The organism is Bradyrhizobium sp. 154 (assembly GCF_023073875.1).
Classification (GTDB): Bacteria; Pseudomonadota; Alphaproteobacteria; order Rhizobiales; family Xanthobacteraceae; genus Bradyrhizobium.
Genome location: NZ_JADPKG010000080.1, coordinates 1 through 16,354, shown reverse-complemented (window position 1 = coordinate 16,354; position 16,354 = coordinate 1). Strand labels below are relative to the sequence as shown.

16 protein-coding genes and 1 tRNA gene are annotated in these 16,354 nt (G+C 63.8%); 5 read left to right on the top strand and 12 right to left on the bottom strand.

Annotation, left to right across the window (positions count from 1 at the left end):
* Positions 1–105 precede the first annotated feature (105 nt).
* From IVA92_RS18905 to rplU, 3 genes are all read right to left on the bottom strand, one after another.
* A complete protein-coding gene (locus IVA92_RS18905; RefSeq protein WP_247279922.1) occupies positions 106–699 on the bottom strand; it encodes a GNAT family N-acetyltransferase in 594 nt (197 codons plus the stop codon).
* A gap of 152 nt (positions 700–851) precedes the next feature.
* Positions 852–1,121 carry a 50S ribosomal protein L27 gene (rpmA, locus tag IVA92_RS18900; RefSeq protein ID WP_018643862.1) on the bottom strand — a complete coding sequence of 90 codons (270 nt, stop codon included), beginning with the start codon at positions 1,119–1,121 and terminating at the stop codon, positions 852–854.
* A 101-nt stretch (positions 1,122–1,222) separates the two neighbouring features.
* Positions 1,223–1,609 carry a 50S ribosomal protein L21 gene (gene rplU / locus IVA92_RS18895; RefSeq protein ID WP_247279921.1) on the bottom strand — a complete coding sequence of 129 codons (387 nt, stop codon included), beginning with the start codon at positions 1,607–1,609 and terminating at the stop codon, positions 1,223–1,225.
* Positions 1,610–1,943: 334 nt separating this feature from the next.
* Here rplU and IVA92_RS18890 point away from each other — a divergent pair, with 334 nt between their 5' ends.
* Positions 1,944–3,074: an ROK family protein gene (locus tag IVA92_RS18890; RefSeq protein WP_247279920.1), complete on the top strand. Its 1,131-nt coding sequence runs from the start codon at positions 1,944–1,946 to the stop codon at positions 3,072–3,074.
* A gap of 388 nt (positions 3,075–3,462) precedes the next feature.
* Here the strand turns inward: IVA92_RS18890 and IVA92_RS18885 are convergent, their stop codons facing one another.
* Positions 3,463–4,326: an alpha/beta hydrolase gene (locus IVA92_RS18885; RefSeq protein WP_247279919.1), complete on the bottom strand. Its 864-nt coding sequence runs from the start codon at positions 4,324–4,326 to the stop codon at positions 3,463–3,465.
* Positions 4,327–4,560: 234 nt separating this feature from the next.
* On the opposite strand from IVA92_RS18885, the gene IVA92_RS18880 reads away from it, so the two are divergent.
* Positions 4,561–4,650 (top strand) — tRNA-Ser (locus IVA92_RS18880).
* A gap of 467 nt (positions 4,651–5,117) precedes the next feature.
* On the opposite strand, the gene IVA92_RS18875 is transcribed toward IVA92_RS18880, so the two are convergent.
* Entirely contained in the window at positions 5,118–6,485 is a 1,368-nt protein-coding gene (locus IVA92_RS18875) for a PLP-dependent aminotransferase family protein (protein WP_247279918.1), read from the bottom strand.
* Between the two features lie 159 nt (positions 6,486–6,644).
* Between IVA92_RS18875 and IVA92_RS18870 the strand changes: the two genes are divergently transcribed.
* Positions 6,645–7,505 (top strand): DMT family transporter, encoded by an 861-nt coding sequence (locus IVA92_RS18870; RefSeq protein WP_247279917.1) that lies wholly within the window; start codon positions 6,645–6,647, stop codon positions 7,503–7,505.
* 10 nt (positions 7,506–7,515) lie between these two features.
* Here the strand turns inward: IVA92_RS18870 and IVA92_RS18865 are convergent, their stop codons facing one another.
* On the bottom strand, positions 7,516–8,454 hold the full coding sequence (locus IVA92_RS18865) for a LysR family transcriptional regulator (protein ID WP_247279916.1): 939 nt from the start codon (positions 8,452–8,454) through the stop codon (positions 7,516–7,518).
* A 90-nt stretch (positions 8,455–8,544) separates the two neighbouring features.
* On the opposite strand from IVA92_RS18865, the gene IVA92_RS18860 reads away from it, so the two are divergent.
* Positions 8,545–9,399 carry an NAD(P)H-dependent oxidoreductase gene (locus IVA92_RS18860; RefSeq protein ID WP_247279915.1) on the top strand — a complete coding sequence of 285 codons (855 nt, stop codon included), beginning with the start codon at positions 8,545–8,547 and terminating at the stop codon, positions 9,397–9,399.
* An 83-nt stretch (positions 9,400–9,482) separates the two neighbouring features.
* Here the strand turns inward: IVA92_RS18860 and IVA92_RS18855 are convergent, their stop codons facing one another.
* The 3 genes from IVA92_RS18855 to IVA92_RS18845 all read right to left on the bottom strand — a co-directional run bounded on the left by IVA92_RS18855 (position 9,483) and on the right by IVA92_RS18845 (position 12,949).
* A complete protein-coding gene (locus IVA92_RS18855; protein WP_247279914.1) occupies positions 9,483–10,691 on the bottom strand; it encodes an EAL domain-containing response regulator in 1,209 nt (402 codons plus the stop codon).
* Positions 10,692–10,983: 292 nt separating this feature from the next.
* Positions 10,984–11,406: a hypothetical protein gene (locus IVA92_RS18850; protein ID WP_247279913.1), complete on the bottom strand. Its 423-nt coding sequence runs from the start codon at positions 11,404–11,406 to the stop codon at positions 10,984–10,986.
* A 379-nt stretch (positions 11,407–11,785) separates the two neighbouring features.
* Complete coding sequence (locus tag IVA92_RS18845; RefSeq protein WP_247279912.1) at positions 11,786–12,949, bottom strand: hypothetical protein; 1,164 nt, start codon at positions 12,947–12,949, stop codon at positions 11,786–11,788.
* Positions 12,950–13,284: 335 nt separating this feature from the next.
* Here IVA92_RS18845 and IVA92_RS18840 point away from each other — a divergent pair, with 335 nt between their 5' ends.
* A complete protein-coding gene (locus tag IVA92_RS18840) occupies positions 13,285–13,908 on the top strand; it encodes a helix-turn-helix transcriptional regulator (protein WP_247279911.1) in 624 nt (207 codons plus the stop codon).
* A 58-nt stretch (positions 13,909–13,966) separates the two neighbouring features.
* Here IVA92_RS18840 and IVA92_RS18835 read toward each other — a convergent pair whose 3' ends face one another.
* The 3 genes from IVA92_RS18835 to IVA92_RS18825 form a co-directional block, all read right to left on the bottom strand.
* A complete protein-coding gene (locus IVA92_RS18835; RefSeq protein WP_247279910.1) occupies positions 13,967–14,215 on the bottom strand; it encodes a hypothetical protein in 249 nt (82 codons plus the stop codon).
* A gap of 200 nt (positions 14,216–14,415) precedes the next feature.
* The gene (locus IVA92_RS18830; protein ID WP_247279924.1) at positions 14,416–14,793 is read right to left on the bottom strand and encodes an Hpt domain-containing protein; all 378 of its coding nucleotides are present in this window, start codon (positions 14,791–14,793) and stop codon (positions 14,416–14,418) included.
* Between the two features lie 151 nt (positions 14,794–14,944).
* A complete protein-coding gene (locus IVA92_RS18825) occupies positions 14,945–15,652 on the bottom strand; it encodes a Crp/Fnr family transcriptional regulator (RefSeq protein ID WP_247279923.1) in 708 nt (235 codons plus the stop codon).
* Between the last annotated feature and the right edge of the window lie 702 nt (positions 15,653–16,354).

Here is a 16,354-nt window from a genome sequence, read left to right as displayed (position 1 = left end):
CCAGGGTCCACAGCCCCAACAACAGCAGGCCTGAACGAAACGAGAATTGTGTTACCCATGTCGTCGGTTTGAACTGTTACCCATGTCGCCGGTTGCTCACGCCCACTACCTCACCCGCCTTGCACTGCTCCAGCTTTTGAGCGACGCCCACACGCCGCGCGACAGGCGGAAGCAATCGACGGGCGTGGACGATCCAAGCGCCAGGAAGCGGTGCAGCTGGACGCCGCTCCACTGGAAGCCGCACTTCTCCAGTACCTTGCGCGAGGCCGGGTTGGTGACGCGCGCGCCGGCATAGAGCTGGTCGTCCTCGAACTCCTCGAAGAAGAAGTCGATCGCGCCGCGCGCGGCCTCGGTGGCAAAGCCCTGGCCCCAATGCTCGACGCCGAGCCAGTAGCCGAGCTCGGCATTGTCCGGTGTGGAGCAGTCGATGCCGACCATGCCGATCGGCCCAGAATCGTGCTCGATCAGGAATACGGTCTCGCTGCCGAGCGCGGCGGTGGCGCGGATGAATTCAACAGCGTCATCCTGCGAATAGGGATGCGGGAGGCGGCGGGTGTTTTCTGCGATGCGGCGGTCGTTGGCGAGCCGCGCGATGGTCCTGACGTCGGCCAGTGTCGGCCGCCGCAACGTCAGCCGCTCGGTGGCGACGACGCTCGGTCTCGCCTCCTGCAAGGTCACGCTCGAGAAATCCTGCAACATGTCCGGCTCCTGGAAAGTCACTAATTCCAAAGTGAGTAAGTCAAAGAAAAGGGGAGGCCGGTTTCCCGCCTCCCCTGGAGCCTTCGATCACTTGATCTCTAGGACTCCGCCGGTTTGGTCAGGACCCGGCGGACTCCAATTTGGTCCACCGTCTATTCAGCCGCCTCAGCGATCGGGAGCACCGATACGAAGGTGCGGCCGTTGGCTTTGGCCTGGAACGCAACACGACCCTCGACCTTGGCGAACAAAGTGTGGTCCGTGCCCATGCCGACATTAAGGCCGGGGTGCCAGGTGGTGCCGCGCTGACGCGCAATGATGTTGCCGGGGGTGACGATCTCCCCGCCGAACGCCTTGATGCCGAGGCGCTTGCCCTTCGAATCGCGTCCGTTACGCGATGAACCGCCTGCTTTTTTGTGAGCCATGGCTCGTCTCCGAAATCCTACGTATGTCTAGATCAATTCCTTGACGGAATCATTTCACGATTTCTCACGCATCAATTCGTGAATTGGCGTGATCAAATCTTTTATTCGGCGGCTTCCTGTGCGGACTCCTTGGCCACCTTCTCCTTCTTCGGACGCGGGCCCTTGGTGGGCTTGGCGCCGTCCGTCAGGATCTCGCTGACGCGCAGCACCGTGATCTCGTCGCGGTAGCCGCGCTTGCGGCGCGAGTTCTTGCGGCGGCGCTTCTTGAACGCGATGACCTTCGGTCCGCGCTTGTGGTCGAGCACCTCGACCGCAACGGACGCGCCTGCGACCGTCGGGACGCCCAGGACCGGCGTGTCGCCGCCGACCACCAGAACGTCATTCAGCTGCACGATCGAGCCGACTTCGCCTTCGATCTTGCCTACTTCGAGAACATCATCCGGCACGACGCGGTATTGCTTGCCGCCGGTTTTGATGACTGCGAACATCGTTTTTTCCTTCGTGTTCAATCCCGGCCTCGCGACGAGAAGCGTCGGGGCCGGCTTTTTGTCAGTCGCTACGGGTTTATGCGAGTTTTGTGCGGGCGGGACTTATCCCATTGAAAACCCACGCAAAAACGAGCGGCGCGAGAAACGCCCCGCGCCGGTTGTGGGACTTATAGCCGCCGGACGCCGCAAGTCAAGGAAAACCGCCGAAAACGGCCAGGATTTGAAGGATTTTGGGCCCGTTGCGGTGCTTGGGCTGAATCTGCGGCCGGCTTGCAACCAAAGAGTTCCCTCCCCGTTGTGTCCTCGCAAATCGAACACGCGGGCAAGGGCTATCATGGCAACAGACGAGCTGGTCAAGACGACGGGCATCGCCCAGCACGGGGCGAGCCGCCTGCCGTCGGTCGACGTCGACAGCTTCAACATCGAGATCAAGGACGACGAGGGCTTTCTGGGCGATCGCGCCAGCAAGGGCGCATTTCGCGAGATCCTCGAAGAGTGGCGCAAACCGCTTCGCAAGAGCGGCGAGGATCCCTTCGGCGACGAACCGTCCGACAAGATCAGCAAGAAGGTCCTCGATGCCGTTCTGGTCGGCGACGATACCGAGGCCACGGCCGTCGTGCACAGCGCGATCGAGGATTTCGCGCAGGAGCTCGCCTACGTGACGCGGCGGTTCCTCAAGACCAAGGCCTGGGCCAAGACCGAGTGCATCGTGGTCGGCGGCGGCTTTCGTGCGAGCCGGCTCGGCGAAATCGCCATTGCCCGGGCCGAGATCATCCTCAAGTCGGAAGGCTTCAAGGTCGATCTGGTGCCGATCCGCTTCGATCCTGACGACGCCGGCTTGATTGGAGCCCTGCACCTTGCGCCGTCCTGGATTTTCGAGGCCTATGACAGCATCCTCGCGGTCGATATCGGCGGCACCAACATCCGCTGCGGGATCGTTGAGACGCGCTGGAAGAAGGCGCCCGATCTGTCCAAGGCCGTCGTCTTCAAATCCGATCTGTGGCGCCATGCCGATGATGAGCCGAGCCGCGAGGCCGCGGTGAAGCGGCTCGTCAAGATGCTCGAAGGCCTCATCGAGGATGCCGAAGCCGAAGGCTTCAAGCTCGCGCCGTTCATCGGCATCGCCTGTCCCGGAGTGATCAACGCGGACGGCTCCATCGAGAAGGGCGCGCAGAATCTCCCGGGCAATTGGGAGAGCAGCAAGTTCAACCTGCCGGCGAGCCTCACCGAAGCCATCCCGCAGATCGGCGAGCACGACACCGCGATCCTGATGCACAATGACGGCGTGGTTCAGGGCCTTTCGGAAGTACCGTTCATGCAGGATGTCGACCGCTGGGGCGTCCTCACCATCGGCACCGGGCTCGGCAATGCGCGCTTCACCAACCGCCGCAAGGACAACGGCAACGGCAAAGACCGTGATTCCACGGAGAACGGGAAGAAAAAGGGCAAGGACAACAAGGAGTAACCTTGACTGGCAAGGTTAAGGGGCGGATTGCGTTGCGCCATGCCGGCTGCGCGCTACCGTCGAACCGTCGCTTCACTCGGCCGGCGAAGCCGCCCTTCCTGGCCAGTATTTCAATGAGCGGCATCGGGACCGCCAGTGTTTACCGCGTCTGGCGGTCCCACCCCGTTTTTGGAAGTATATGCGATCAGACGTAGCTCGGGCTTGCCCCCGCTTCTCCCGCAAGCGGGAGAGGCCGACGCGCTCGCAGAGCGCGGCGGGTGAGGGTTCTCGCCGCGTCGGGACGTCCTCAGCAATCCAACAATCCCATTGCGGAAACACCCTCTCCCCGACCCTCTTCCGCAAGCGGGAGAGGGAGTGCACCTCCATCATCGCACGAGCTCCCCTTGATTCAGCTCCAGCCGATGCGCTGAAAGAACGCCGCGATCTCCGCAGCCGCGCGCTCCGGATCTTCCCGATGTGGGAAGTGCCCCACGTCCGGAAACATCGCCAGATCGAGCTCGCTGAAGGTTTCCCCGAGCCGATCGGTCCAGGCATAGGGAAACAGCGGGTCGTGCTCGGCCCAGCGCACGCAGGTCGGCACATTGATCGGCGGCAGGCGCGGCGCCTCACCCTTCATCATCGCGACGCGCCCGGCATGCGAGGCGCGATAATGCGCAAAGCCGCCGGCGAGATTGCCGTCCTTGAGGAAGTTGTCGGCGAAGGCGTCGAGCACGTCGTCGAAAGCACTCTTCCGGTGCGCCCAGCCTTTCAGGAAGTGGCCGATGTAGAGCCGGCAGGTCTCGCGGCTGGCGCCGACGAGGCTGGCTGCCATCTCCATCTGGTGAAAGGACTGGTACCAGATGTGGTTGAGCCGGTCGGGCGCCACCATGCGCGGCCCGATGCCGGGATAGACGAAATCGAAGAAGAGCAGCCCGGCGAGCCGCGTCGGTGCCCGCCGGGCCAGGGGCTGCATCACGGCGCCACCGACGTCATGACCCACGACGCCGAATCGCTCGATGCCGAGCCGGTCCATCAGCGCCAGCATGTCCGCCGCGTGGCCATCCGGCCCGTAAGGGCCGTCAGGCTTGTCGCTGTCACCGAAGCCGCGCAAATCGGGCGCGATCAGCATGAAGCGGTCCGAAAGCCGCATCATCACCGGCTCCCAGGTCAGCCAGAATTCCGGCCAACCGTGCAGCAAAAGCAGCGGTTGGCCCCGCCCGGCGCGGACCAGGTGGAAATTGGCGCCATTGGCGGGGACGGTCAGATGCTCCACGGCGGTTCCTTTCGGAATGCAGCAGCGTTTTCGAGCGAAGTGACACCAGTTGGCGTCAAGAAAACGCGTCAAAACTAAAATCTAAAGCTCCGTTCCGATTCACCGGAGCGGAGCTCCAGGCCAAGAGATGAAACAGGCGGCGGATTTTCGCCTTTCGCGCCTTGTCTGGCCGGCCATCCTCGCCTATTACACGCCCCGACCACAGGGGGTTCCTACCTCTTATCGGCACCTTCAGGAGAGGTGGCAGAGTGGTTGAATGCACCGCACTCGAAATGCGGCATAGGTGCAAGCCTATCGGGGGTTCGAATCCCTCCCTCTCCGCCATTTCATCCAGCGACGTCGGAGCGTACCGGTCAAGGAATTCCGCGAGCGGATTTGGTCACGCCAATGAAGATCGGGCCGCGTCCTGACAAATGGCTGCGAAAGAAAAGCGAACCAGCGCATGCGCGGTTTTGCCGTCCGGACGATCGCCTTCTACGGTCCTGACAACACGTTCGCTTCCAAGGTTGCTGTCTCTCCTGCATCCGGGCTGAAGGAGCCGAGCCTGAGTTGCGCCGTTTGCTTTCGAATCCGCAGATGTGCGGTCGGATAAGACCACGCTTGCGGAAATTGTCGGTTTTCTTAAGCGGCATTCGGTGCGCATCGATAGCGGTGGTCGACGGAATTATCGGTTGCCCGCACGAAGAAGGTGTATTGATTCCGAGAGAGAGTCCGGTCCGCGCTGTCAATGTTGGAGGGGCAGGGATCGCTGGACGGGCGAACTGATCCTGACTGACACGGGGCTGCCCAAGTCACGCCGCGCCACCCGCCTTTAACGCCCGCCGCATCACGTCCCAAACTCGCGGATCGCTCATCTGCGCTACGTTGAACCGCATGAAGTGCGACGCCGTCTGCGACACGCTGAACACGTTGCCGGGTGCCAGCACCACATCCACCTCGAGAGCCGCGCGTGCAACGGCCGTAGCATCCTGGCTGTCCCGGAGACGGCACCACAGGAAGAAGCCGCCGCGCGGCATCAGCCATGGCTCGATGCTGAGCGCCTGAAGCTTACGCGCGACGTCGCGCCGGGCGCGCATGAGCTTTTGCCTGAGCTCGTCCATGTGCTTGCGATAGCTGCCGCCGGCCAGCACCGTTGCGATGACCTCCGTCGCGACCGGGCTCGGGCCGTCAAAGCTGGTTGCGACTTGAAGATCGACCAGATGCTCGATCCAGTCGGCACGCGCGGCGATATAGCCGCAGCGAAGCGAGGCGGAGAGCGTCTTGGAAAAGCTGCCGACGCGGATCACGCGGTTGAGCCCGTCGAGCGCTGCCAAGCGCGGCGACCGCTCCGGCTCGAAGTCGCCGAAAATGTCGTCCTCGATGATAGTGAGGTCGTGCGCGGTGGCCGCGGTCAAAAGCCGATGCGCGGTCGGAAGCGACAGCGTCGCGCCGGTCGGATTGTGGAGCGCTGAATTGGTGATGTACAGCCGCGGCCGCTCGCTGGCGAGGATCTGCTCGAAGCTTGCGACATCAGGACCCGATGACGTGTAGGGCACGCCGACGATTCTTGCCTGATGCGCCCGCAGCAAGGCGCGAAAATTGAAGTAGCAGGGATCGTCCACCAGCACGGTGTCGCCGGGACGGAGCAGGAAGCGGCAGATCAAGTCGGTCGCCTGCGTGCCTGACCCCGTCAGCATGAGCTGGTCGATCGATGCCTCGATCGCATCTTCGGCCAGGCGCGTGAGCAACAGCCGGCGCAGCGCCGGCAAACCGCGCGTGCTGCCGTAGTTGGTCAATAGGCTGGCGTCGGTGCGTGCCAGCGCGCGGGTGGCGCGTCGGAGCGCTGCTTCGGGCATCCACTCCGGAGGAAGCCAGCCGCAGCCGGGCTTTGGCGCGACTGCATCGGCGTCGAGCGACTGCCGCGAGACCCAGAACGGATCGACTTCCCGGTCGCGGCGCGGCTCGGCCTCGGTCAATGCGAGCGGCGGCATAATCGCCGGCGAGACGTAGAAGCCCGAGCCGCGGCGGGCGCGGATCAACCCTTCCGCAGCCAGACGGTCATAGGCTTCGACGACGGTCGAAGGCGAAACCCGCATCGTCGCGGCAAGGCTGCGGATCGACGGCAAGCGGTCGCCGGCGCCGAGCGCGCGGCCCGCGACCTTGGCCCGGATCGCGCTCATCACGTCTGCGGTCCGCGTTCCGTTGCGCCCTCTCGCTGATGCGTCGCTGTCCAAGTGTAGTGCCTTCCATATCCATACAGTTTCGCCAGATTGTACTGAACTGTCGCTGGCCTTGTCATCTGCGATGCCCCAGGATCGCGAGCCAAAAGCGAGACAGGAATGCAATCTTCCGGCAGCGGCTGGGGCAACGGGCTTCTCGGCGTCATCATCTTCAGCGGCTCGCTGCCGGCGACGCGCGTGGCGGTCGGCGGCTTCTCCGCGCTGTTCCTGACATCCGCGCGCGCGGTCATTGCGGCGTTGATAGGCCTGGCCGTGCTCGGCTTGCTCCGTCAGGCGCGGCCGGGGAGGCAGGATCTCGCCTCGCTCGCCATCGTCGCCATCGGTGTCGTGGTCGGCTTTCCCTTGCTGACTGCGCTCGCGCTCCAGCACATCACCTCGGCGCATTCGATCGTCTTCATCGGCCTCTTGCCGCTATCGACCGCGATATTCGGCGTATTGCGCGGCGGTGAGCGGCCGCAGCCGCTGTTCTGGCTGTTCGCCGTCCTCGGCAGTGCGACCGTGGCGGGCTTTGCCCTGTCGAACGACGGCTCAAGCTCGCTGACCGGGGATCTTCTGATGGTGGCTGCGATCATCTTGTGCGGCCTCGGCTATGCCGAAGGCGCCGCGCTGTCGCGCCGCCTCGGCGGCTGGCAGGTGATCTCCTGGGCGCTGCTGCTCGCGCTGCCGCTGATGGTGCCCGTCGTGATTTGGACCTGGCCACCGACATGGAGCGGCGTCAGTGCGCCCGCCTGGGTCGGGCTTGCCTACGTCTCCGTCTTCAGCATGTTCGTCGGATTCATCTTCTGGTATCGCGGGCTCGCGCTCGGCGGCATCGCCCGCGTCGGCCAGTTGCAGCAGCTCCAGCCATTCTTCGGTCTCGCGCTTGCCGGCCTGTTGCTGCACGAGCCGGTTGCCTGGAGCATGATCGCCGCGACTCTCCTCGTGGTCGTTTGCGTCTTCTTCGCGCGGCGGTTTGCGTGACGATGGCCAGCTAGTTCTGCCTTCTGCCCGGCGATTTTTCGATCCCAGGGATTCGCGCGATCTGCTCGGCGAGAAAATCGACCAGCAGCCGCACCCGCGCGACGCCGGACCGCTCCGGCACGATCAGCATCTTCAGTGGAACGGGAGGCGGCGAATAGTCCGCAAGCACGTGTTCGAGTCGGCCGGTCGCGAGAAGGTCGCCGACGAGCCAAAGATGTGCGGGTGCAATCCCGCGGCCCGCCGCGAGCGCCTCTCGCGCGGCAAGTCCGTGATCGACGCGCAACCGTCCGGCGAACGGGACCGCATGGCGGCCGCCACGACGTCCTTGCAGGACAAGCACATCGCTGCCGGCGATGTTGGACATCCTGATTGCCTGGTGATTGGCGAGGTCTTGCGGACGCGCGGGCCTGCCACACTCGGCAAGATAGGTCGGTGCGGCGACAAGCACCCGCCGCGACTGTCCCAGGGACTTGAGCTTCATCGAACTCTCGGCAAGCGGCCCCAGACGGAGTGCGACGTCGACACCTTCCCTCACAAGGTCGATCCGTTCGTCGGTCAGGCTGAGATCCACCGACACGTCCGGATAACGGTCCTGGAACGCGAAGATGAAACGGCTGACGTGGAGCACGCCGAAGGCCGCAGTGCAGGATATCCGTACCATTCCAGCGGGCGCATCGCGCGTGCTGCGCGCCTCGTCGCCGGCGTGCTCGACCAGGCGCAGGATCTGCACGCAGTCGGCATAGTAGCGGCGCCCCTCCTCCGTCATCGTCACCCTGCGCGTGGTCCTGGTGAGCAGCGGCACGCCGACGGCTTGCTCCAGTTCGCGGATGTGCCGTGTCACCGTGGATTGGCCCAACCCAAGCTCGCGTGCGACGGCCGACAGGTTTCCGCGCTCGGCGACCCGCACGAAACTGCGCATGCGCTCGAGCGTGACCTCCGATTTATCCATTTTCCGGCATAATCCTATTCATTGCCGACATCTACCGGTTTGCAGCCCGCCGCGCTAGCTGCGGGACATCGTCAACGAATGGTGCTGATCATGAAAGTGTTGATTGTTTTTGCGCATCCCGAACAGCGTTCGCTCAATGGCTCGCTCCGGGATGTTGCCGCCAGAGAGCTCGAGGCCCAGGGCCATGAGGTGCGGGCGACGGACCTCTATGCCCAAGGCTGGAAATCGGAGGTCGATCGCGCCGACTTCCCGTCACTGCTAGCGGACGCGCGGCTGGCGCCCGCCGCTGCATCCAAGCAGGCCTTCGAGGCCGGCACACTCACTCCTGACGTCAAGCGCGAGATCGAGAAGCTGCTGTGGGCAGACGTGCTGATTCTGCAATTCCCGCTGTGGTGGTTCAGCATGCCGGCGATCCTCAAGGGCTGGGTCGACCGCGTGTTCGCCTACGGCTTCGCGTATGGCGTCGGCGAGCACAGCGACAAGCGGTGGGGCGACCGCTACGGCGAGGGCACGCTAGCGGGCAAGCGCGCGATGCTGATCGTGACGGCCGGCGGCTGGCAGGAGCATTATTCGGCCCGGGGGATCAACGGGCCGATCGAGGACCTGCTGTTTCCGATCAATCACGGCATCCTCTATTACCCCGGCTATGACGTCCTTCCGCCGTTCGTCGTCTACAAGGCCGACAAGCTCGGCGAAGCCGGTTTCGAAGCGATCGCCGAACGTTTGCGCGAGAGGATGAGAACGCTTGCGACGGCCTCGCCCATTCCCTATCGGCGCCAAAACGGCGGCGATTACCTGATTCCGAGCATGCAGCTGCGCGCCGGGCTCGAGCCTCCCGAGGCGAGTGGTTTCGCGCTTCACCTCGAGCGAGCCGAGGCGCGCGTCTCGCATGGTGAGCCGGGCGCCGTGCAGTCGCCGACCGATGTCAGCGCCGCAATAGCGTAAGTGCCCGGCCAGGCAGACCGGCGAACACGCGCGAGCTTGACGATTCTCGCGCGTCTCCAGCGACATACGAGCCGCGAACGAGCTCACTCCATCACCGTTTTCGTCAGCGTCGAGCGGGCGAACTTCTTCAGCGGCATCGGCTTGCCGAACAGAAAGCCCTGCACGAGATCGAAGCCGAGCTCGTTCGCGGCGACGAGGTCGGTGCGGCTCTCGACGCCCTCGGCGACCACGCGCGCGCCGTAGCCCTGCGCGAGCTCGACGATGTGACGGCACACCGTGCGCTTCAGCCGGTCATTGCCGCTGCCGGTGACGAAATGCCGGTCCGCCTTCAGCATGACGAAGGGAATCTTGTCGAGGCCCATCAGCGCCGGCCAGTCGGCGCCGAGATTGTCCACGGCGAGGCCGATATTGTGCAGACCCACCTCGCGCGCGATCTCCGTCAGGTGGTCGAGATCGCGGGTCGCGTCTTGGCTGTCGATTTCGATCGTCAAGCCGCCGAAGGCCGGATGCGTCGGCATGCGGCGGCAGAGATCGCGCACCGCCTGCGGCTCCTTCAGGTAGGACGCCGGCAGGTTGATCGAGAGATCGACCGGACTCTGCTGCTCCAGCAGATAGTGCCAGTCCTGCATGGCGCGCTCGATCACGAATTCCGAGAGGTCACGCAGATGCGGATCGTGCTCCTCGGGAATGAAATAGGCCGGCGGCACGACGCCCCAGGTCGGATGGCGCATTCGCACCAGCGCCTCGGCGCCGCTGCGGATCAGCGTGCGGGCGTCGATCTTGGGCTGGTACCAGAGCTCCAGCCAGCCGGCATGCAAGGCCTCGCCGACATGCACGGCCGGGCTCGGCGCCGGCTCCTCCGGCAGCAGCATCGCGACACGCTCGCGCAGCGTCTCCGCGGCAAAGGGGGTGGTCAGCGGCGGCAGCATCGCAAGGCCATATTCCTCGCCGACCTGCCGCACGGCCCTGACGATGATCGATTCGCGGGCGCCGACCGCGAGAACCTTCCCCGCAAATGCCTCGCGCACCAAAATCTCCAGGAATCTTCCCGGCTCGATGCCATCGGTGGCGACGCCGAGCAGGATCAGGTCCGGCAATTCGGTGGCGAGCATGGTTTGCAGCTCGTCCGCGCTGGCGCATTCGCTGGTGACGAAGCCCAGATCCTCGAGCACCTCGCTGAGGAATGCACGCAAGTGGCGCTTGCTGTCGGCCACGCAGGCGCGCGGCGTCACCTTTCGCCGTCCGAAGGTCACAGGCCTTCGTCCGACGAGTTCAATAATCCCATCGTTCATCTCATACCACTCCCGTTCCGTGACAGTTTCTTAAACGGCGAGCGTGGGTTCAAATAAGGAGAGCTTCACATCGTTGTTGAATTATCTGAGTAACGTTAAGCGCTGCAATTCGAGCTAATTTGTCGACAGAATCTTCGAAAAGAATTTGCATACTCAGGCACCGCACGGACAACGACAGCCAGCGCATGCGGAATTTCTCCCGCGCGATCGATCGAAGCGCGGCTCGCCGATGCCACGCATCGAGCGATGCGGTTGCGTAGCCGTTCGCTGCAATGACAGGGCGATTAGAGAATTAATTTCCGGCGGCTTTTTCGTGTTGTGCCACGCCAACCGCCTTGTAGTCATAGGTCGGATGGAATTCGGTGCGGTAAGGGCCCCATGCCGTGTCCTCGATCACGCGGTTGACCTCGCGCAGCCGCGACGCCGGCAGGCGCAGCGTGATCACCTGGCCAATGCCCATCATCACATACCAGCTCAAGACCTCGACGCCGGGCGGCGGAAACGCCTTGTAGAAGCCCTGCTTTTCGAGTTGCGTATTCAGCTCGTGAAGCGGCCGGGATTGATCGTGCTTGAAGAAGACGGTCAGCAGCACCGCGTTGTCGGCGGTCGGCGCAGCATCGCCTTGCGGCGTCGTTTGCGCCATCGTCGTCGATGTGAGCGCGAGCGCACTCACGAGCAACGTCACCATCGTCAGGATCAATCGGTTCGATCTCATCACGACCTCCTTACGGTTCGTTCTTTCGTTGCATCGGAGGATAGGAGCGACAGCTGTGGCCGTGGAACTCATTTTCGCGCGATGCGCGCACGTTCTACCTTCGCTCGTGACAGTTCTGCGACGATGCGTCCGCGCGTGTTCGACCCAAATGTGAAACACATCACATGCGCATTGCTGCTCCTGCGCTATTGCTCCGCCAGCCGGTGGTGGGCTGTCGAGGATTGCAGCAATGACAATGCGGCGAATGATGTATTGGTGGTTCAGATTCGTGCTGTCGGGGCGATTTCTCGATCGCTTCCTCTGCCTGCCGCGCGCGCATTAGGACATGATCGCTCACCGATAACGCGAAAGCCTCTCGCGCTTTGATGACTGCGCGATATCAGGTCTGCCCGATCAATTTGCGAAACGCCGCCGCGCCGTCCTGCATGGCGTCGCGTCCCTTCCAGGCCAGATAGGTCAACTTGCCGCCCAACGTATCGTGGCTGCGCAGCCGGCGCGATCCGAGAATGTGGCCGACATTGGCGGGGAAGCGGCTGACCTCGGCGGACACCAGCGCCGCGATCGCGTCCATCAATTGCTGGAGGCGGATGCCCCAATCGCAATGTTCGATGCCGTCGATGCGGACCTTGAGCGCGTATTCGGTGTCGTAGATCTCGGCAAGCAGGTCGCGGGCGACCAGCACGCGGTTGTGCCGGAGCGCGACCCGAAGAGCGAGGCGCTTGTCGTCGAGGCGGTCGAGCACCATGGGGACGACGCAGGCATAGGGCGCGGCGGCGACGTCTGCGGCGGACTTGCTCGCGGCGGCCTTGGTGGCAAGGCGTACCAATTGCCAGGGCGTCTTCAGGCGCCTTGCCACCAGTGTCAGCGCGAAGGGCAGCGCGCGGGGATGGGACTTCCCGAAGGCGTCGAGTTGCCAGGTGATCTGGGCCACCTGGTTGTCATCGAACTTCGCGATCCGTTCGGGCAGCTTCGCGTTGAATTTCGGCAGCGCGTCGCCGGCGCGCAGCACGTCCAGCATCTTCATCACGTCGTCGAAGGCGGTGCGCGATGCGGTGTACTGCGCGAGCTTGGCGCGTGCGAGCTGGGTGCTGTCCGCCGACGCCAGGGTGCTCTCGAGGACCTTGAGGACCTTGGTCTGGAAGGTCGATGCGATTTTCTGCACTTCCTTCAGGTTGTTGGCGGCAATCTGGTCGTTGATCGCCTTGATGTAGTCGCGCGCCATGGTCGGCAGCAGGTCGCGGCAGATCCACTCCCAGATCGGGGTGAGGGTGTTGCGTGAGATCCGCCCCGCATTGGCGTGCTCGGGTGCGCCATCGATCAGGAGGAGCTCGAGCGGCGCGAAGAAATAGCGCGAGGGGCTGGTGGCGCGCGAATGGGCCGATCCGTCCTTGCGAAACTCGGCGCGCAAGCGGGACTGAATGTCGGCGGAGCCCGGCATGTCGATGCCACACAGCTCAAGCCGCTCGAGTTCGCTGAGCAGACAGCTCCGCGACATCGGCGTCAGCCTCTGCAAGAATTCCGACAGCCGATCGATCTCGTTCATGGCACGCAATCTTTCGCAGCGTCTCCCGCAGGCTTGCGGGCCCAATGCGTGGAGGCATTTGCGCGCTCTCAACCTCGCTTAGAGAAGCAAGTCGCCGTTAATTAATCCGTAAAATCCGGGGGACTGGCAGGAGCGGAGGTGCCGGTTGAGGGTTCTTCGCCCGCGTGCTCCAGAATTTGAGGCGAAATCTCAACCTCTGCGCGGTCGGCGACGGCGCCGTGCAAGCATAAATTGTGCCGATGCCGCGGATTTAGCGCAAAGCTGCCGAAATCACCGTAGTCTTACGGAGCAAAAAGTTAATCACAGACCGGGCTCGGTTCCGCTAAACGAGTGACATGGCGTCACAGAATGATACGGCCACTGATTCGCGGCCGTCGGAATGGTACGAACGCAGCGCTGCTCCAGCTGAAGAGCTCGATTTCGTCCGCCTGAACGCCGTCCGTGCCAAGGCCGCCGACGAAATGGCCGCCGCCATTGCCCGCGAGCTCAACGGCCCCCTGACTGCGCTCCTGCTCTACATGGGCGAGATCAAGCATCACAGCGATCAGCTCGCGCCCGTCACCGGCGATCGCGCCTATTTGCAGCGCGTGGTCGAGAATGCGCTGGCGCAGACCGAGCGCGTTTGTGGCCTCGTCAAGCAGCTTGCCGGTCCTCACAAGGGCGGCCTGCCGACCCCATCCGGGACCGGGGACGCCGCAGCGCGGATCCCGCGCGTGCCGCTGCCGCAACGCGTGCCTAGCGCCGAATTGATTGGCCTGTCCGGCCAGAAGCGGCTGACCAAGCGCGAGCGCGAGGTGCTGAGGCTGATCAGCGAAGGTTATTCGAACAAGCAGGGCGCGCTTCGGATGCAGATCAGCCCACGTACATTCGAAAGCCACCGCGCCGAGGCGATGCGCAAGCTCGGTGCGCGCAACACCGCGGACCTCGTCCGTGCGGCGCTGCTGCATTCGATCGATTGAGGTTGATGGTCGCTTTGTGCCCGGCCGGCGGCGCGGCCCGGGAGAAAGCCGATCCCGCTCAGAAATAGTCTTCGGCGAAGGGGCGCGTGCGCGATACGGGCCGCAGCGGCTTGGGCTCGTCCTTCGGTGCGTTCGGGATGATCGTGATGGTCCAGCGGGGAGGGATGCTCGATTCTTGCTCGAGTACCGAGCGCACGAAGCCAGTCACCGTCGACCCGCCAGACTTCACCGTCGCCATCCGGCCGTTGAACTGAGCGATGCGGAAGCGACGGACCTCCTTCTGGTCCGCAGTCTCGTAGGTGAACATGGAAACCCTCCTGGTTTCTCGCGACTATCGCCAGCTATGATTAGCCATCTGTGAAAATTCCAAGCCGTAGAAGTACGGCGGGAATACACGCGCGGGTGGTTTACAGCGTTTTCGAGCGAAGTGGAGCCGGTTCGCGTCAAGAAAACGCGTCAAACCAGGAACACAACGTCCGCTTCGATTCCCTCGGAACGGAAATGGCTCTAGCCTTCCGGTTCCTGCGCGCGCGCCGCGGCGTAGGCCGCATCCATCAGGTCCAGGAGCTCGCGGAGTTCAGTGTCGTGAAGCGTCTGCGCTGACTTCTCCAACCGCAGCGCCAGCGCCGCCAGCCTGGCATAGCCGAACGTGCCGGCCGCACTCTTCAACGAATGTGCTTCGCGCGCGAACCTCGCCTGGTGCTGCTCGCCCGAGAGCGTGCGGAACAGTTGCAGGCGCGCGCAGGTCTCGGTCCAGAACACCGCACGCACCTCGCGGGCCCCGTTCTCGCCGATTTCGCGCACCAGCGTCGCATAAGCATTCGGGTCGCGCGCGGGCGCGCCATCGAGCACATTCTGCGCCGGCGCGACGCTCACTTCAAACATGGCCTGGCCTGCCTCGATCACGATTCGATGCCGCGCGGGCCGGAATCGGTGCGAGGCCCGCCATGTCTACGGCATCCAGATTTCAGTTCCGGAAGCAGGACGACTCCTGTTTGCAGGCCGGCATTAGCCGTCGGTTTACCACGCGTGCGGGTCAGCGCGGGCCGAGCAGCCGGTCGTAATGCGCCTTCACGGTGGCGTAGCATTCGCACGCGGTCTGACGCAGGCCGTCCAGGTTCATGATCTGGATGTGTCCGCGGCTGTAGTGGATGAAATTGGCCTGCTGCAAGGTGTTGGCGACCAGCGACACGCTGTTGCGCCGCGCCCCTATCATCTGTGCCATGGCCTCCTGGGTCAGCAGCAGCCGGTAGTCGCCCGACAGGTCGTGAGTGTGCAGGAGGCAGCGCGACAGCCGCGACTCCACCGAATGGGCGGCGTTGCAGCCTGCGGTCTGCTGGACCTGCGCGTAGACCGCCAGACCGTGGCGCGTGAGCAAGGTCCGCAAGCTGCTGCTCTGGTCGGCCGCGCCGCGCAGCCGGTCGAGATCCATCACGGACGCGACCCCGGGAATCAGCACGACGGCCGTGTTCAGCGCGCATGCATCGCCCATGGTCGAGAGTGTCCCGAGCAGGCTGTCGCGGCCGATCATCGCGACCTGCACATGCTCGCCCTTGGCGAGCTTCACCACCAGCGAGATGACGCCGCGGTGAGGAAAATAGGCGCGCTTGAGCGTCTCGCCGGCTTCGACCAGCACCGCGTCATGGGGCAGATCGACCGCACGCAGGTGCGGGCGGATCAGCTCATAATCGTCTGCCGACAGCGCAGACAGGAAACCGTTGGATGGGCGCCCCGTCGTTTCCAAAGCTGCCTCCTCGCCTTCTGAACCATCGCTCCTTGTGCGAGTAAGTTCCATCATGTTCACGTCGGGCTATGTTGGCAATTGGGACAAGATGTCCGGCGTCGGCATGAGGACACGCCGTGCGGAAAGTAGACGTGCGTCAGCGCGGCGCCCGCCGGCGCTGAGATCGACTCGTCCGCGCGGCTGGTTAGCGCGGAACGAGCCGCACCGGCCATGGGGTAACGGTTCGTTTACCGAATATGCGAAATTCGCGGATCTCGGCAAAGCACGAAGCGAGCCTCGCGAGGGCGAGCGCGATCGCGCGCCGGCTCCATTCAATTTCACGCAGGCCGTGCCTATCGCCTTCACGGACAGGACTTTCTCGCGCGCGCCGTGCGCCGTAATTGGCGCCTTTACCTCACGCCCTTCGCCGTCGCGGCCCGGTGCCGGTTTTGCCGAAATGTGCCCTGGCATGCCGCCGAACGGCAAACTTGTCTTCAATATCCGTATTAGCACGGAGGCTGAAATTAACGGGACCGTGAAAGGGGATGTCTAACGATCGAAAGAGGGCTTCTGTCGATGCCAAGGGCGGCTCAGCCGCGGAAGTCCAGCTCAGTAAGGCGTACCTCATGGATGATCTGTTGCGGGAGTTTTTGACGGAGACCAGCGAGAGCCTGGACACCGTCGACAATCAATTGGTGAAGTTCGAGCAGGAGCCGAACAACG

Bases quoted from the DNA above. Each gene is read 5' to 3' on its own strand.
- IVA92_RS18835 (WP_247279910.1), bottom strand. From the start codon at position 14,215: ATGTTCACCTACGAGACTGCGGACCAGAAGGAGGTCCGTCGCTTCCGC.
- IVA92_RS18905 (WP_247279922.1), bottom strand. From the start codon at position 699: ATGTTGCAGGATTTCTCGAGCGTGACCTTGCAGGAGGCGAGACCGAGC.
- IVA92_RS18850 (WP_247279913.1), bottom strand. From the start codon at position 11,406: ATGAGATCGAACCGATTGATCCTGACGATGGTGACGTTGCTCGTGAGT.
- rplU (WP_247279921.1), bottom strand. From the start codon at position 1,609: ATGTTCGCAGTCATCAAAACCGGCGGCAAGCAATACCGCGTCGTGCCG.
- IVA92_RS18830 (WP_247279924.1), bottom strand. From the start codon at position 14,793: ATGTTTGAAGTGAGCGTCGCGCCGGCGCAGAATGTGCTCGATGGCGCG.
- IVA92_RS18855 (WP_247279914.1), bottom strand. From the start codon at position 10,691: ATGAACGATGGGATTATTGAACTCGTCGGACGAAGGCCTGTGACCTTC.
- IVA92_RS18845 (WP_247279912.1), bottom strand. From the start codon at position 12,949: ATGAACGAGATCGATCGGCTGTCGGAATTCTTGCAGAGGCTGACGCCG.
- IVA92_RS18860 (WP_247279915.1), top strand. From the start codon at position 8,545: ATGAAAGTGTTGATTGTTTTTGCGCATCCCGAACAGCGTTCGCTCAAT.
- IVA92_RS18890 (WP_247279920.1), top strand. From the start codon at position 1,944: ATGGCAACAGACGAGCTGGTCAAGACGACGGGCATCGCCCAGCACGGG.
- IVA92_RS18840 (WP_247279911.1), top strand. From the start codon at position 13,285: ATGGCGTCACAGAATGATACGGCCACTGATTCGCGGCCGTCGGAATGG.
- IVA92_RS18875 (WP_247279918.1), bottom strand. From the start codon at position 6,485: ATGAGCGCGATCCGGGCCAAGGTCGCGGGCCGCGCGCTCGGCGCCGGC.
- rpmA (WP_018643862.1), bottom strand. From the start codon at position 1,121: ATGGCTCACAAAAAAGCAGGCGGTTCATCGCGTAACGGACGCGATTCG.
- IVA92_RS18870 (WP_247279917.1), top strand. From the start codon at position 6,645: ATGCAATCTTCCGGCAGCGGCTGGGGCAACGGGCTTCTCGGCGTCATC.
- IVA92_RS18865 (WP_247279916.1), bottom strand. From the start codon at position 8,454: ATGGATAAATCGGAGGTCACGCTCGAGCGCATGCGCAGTTTCGTGCGG.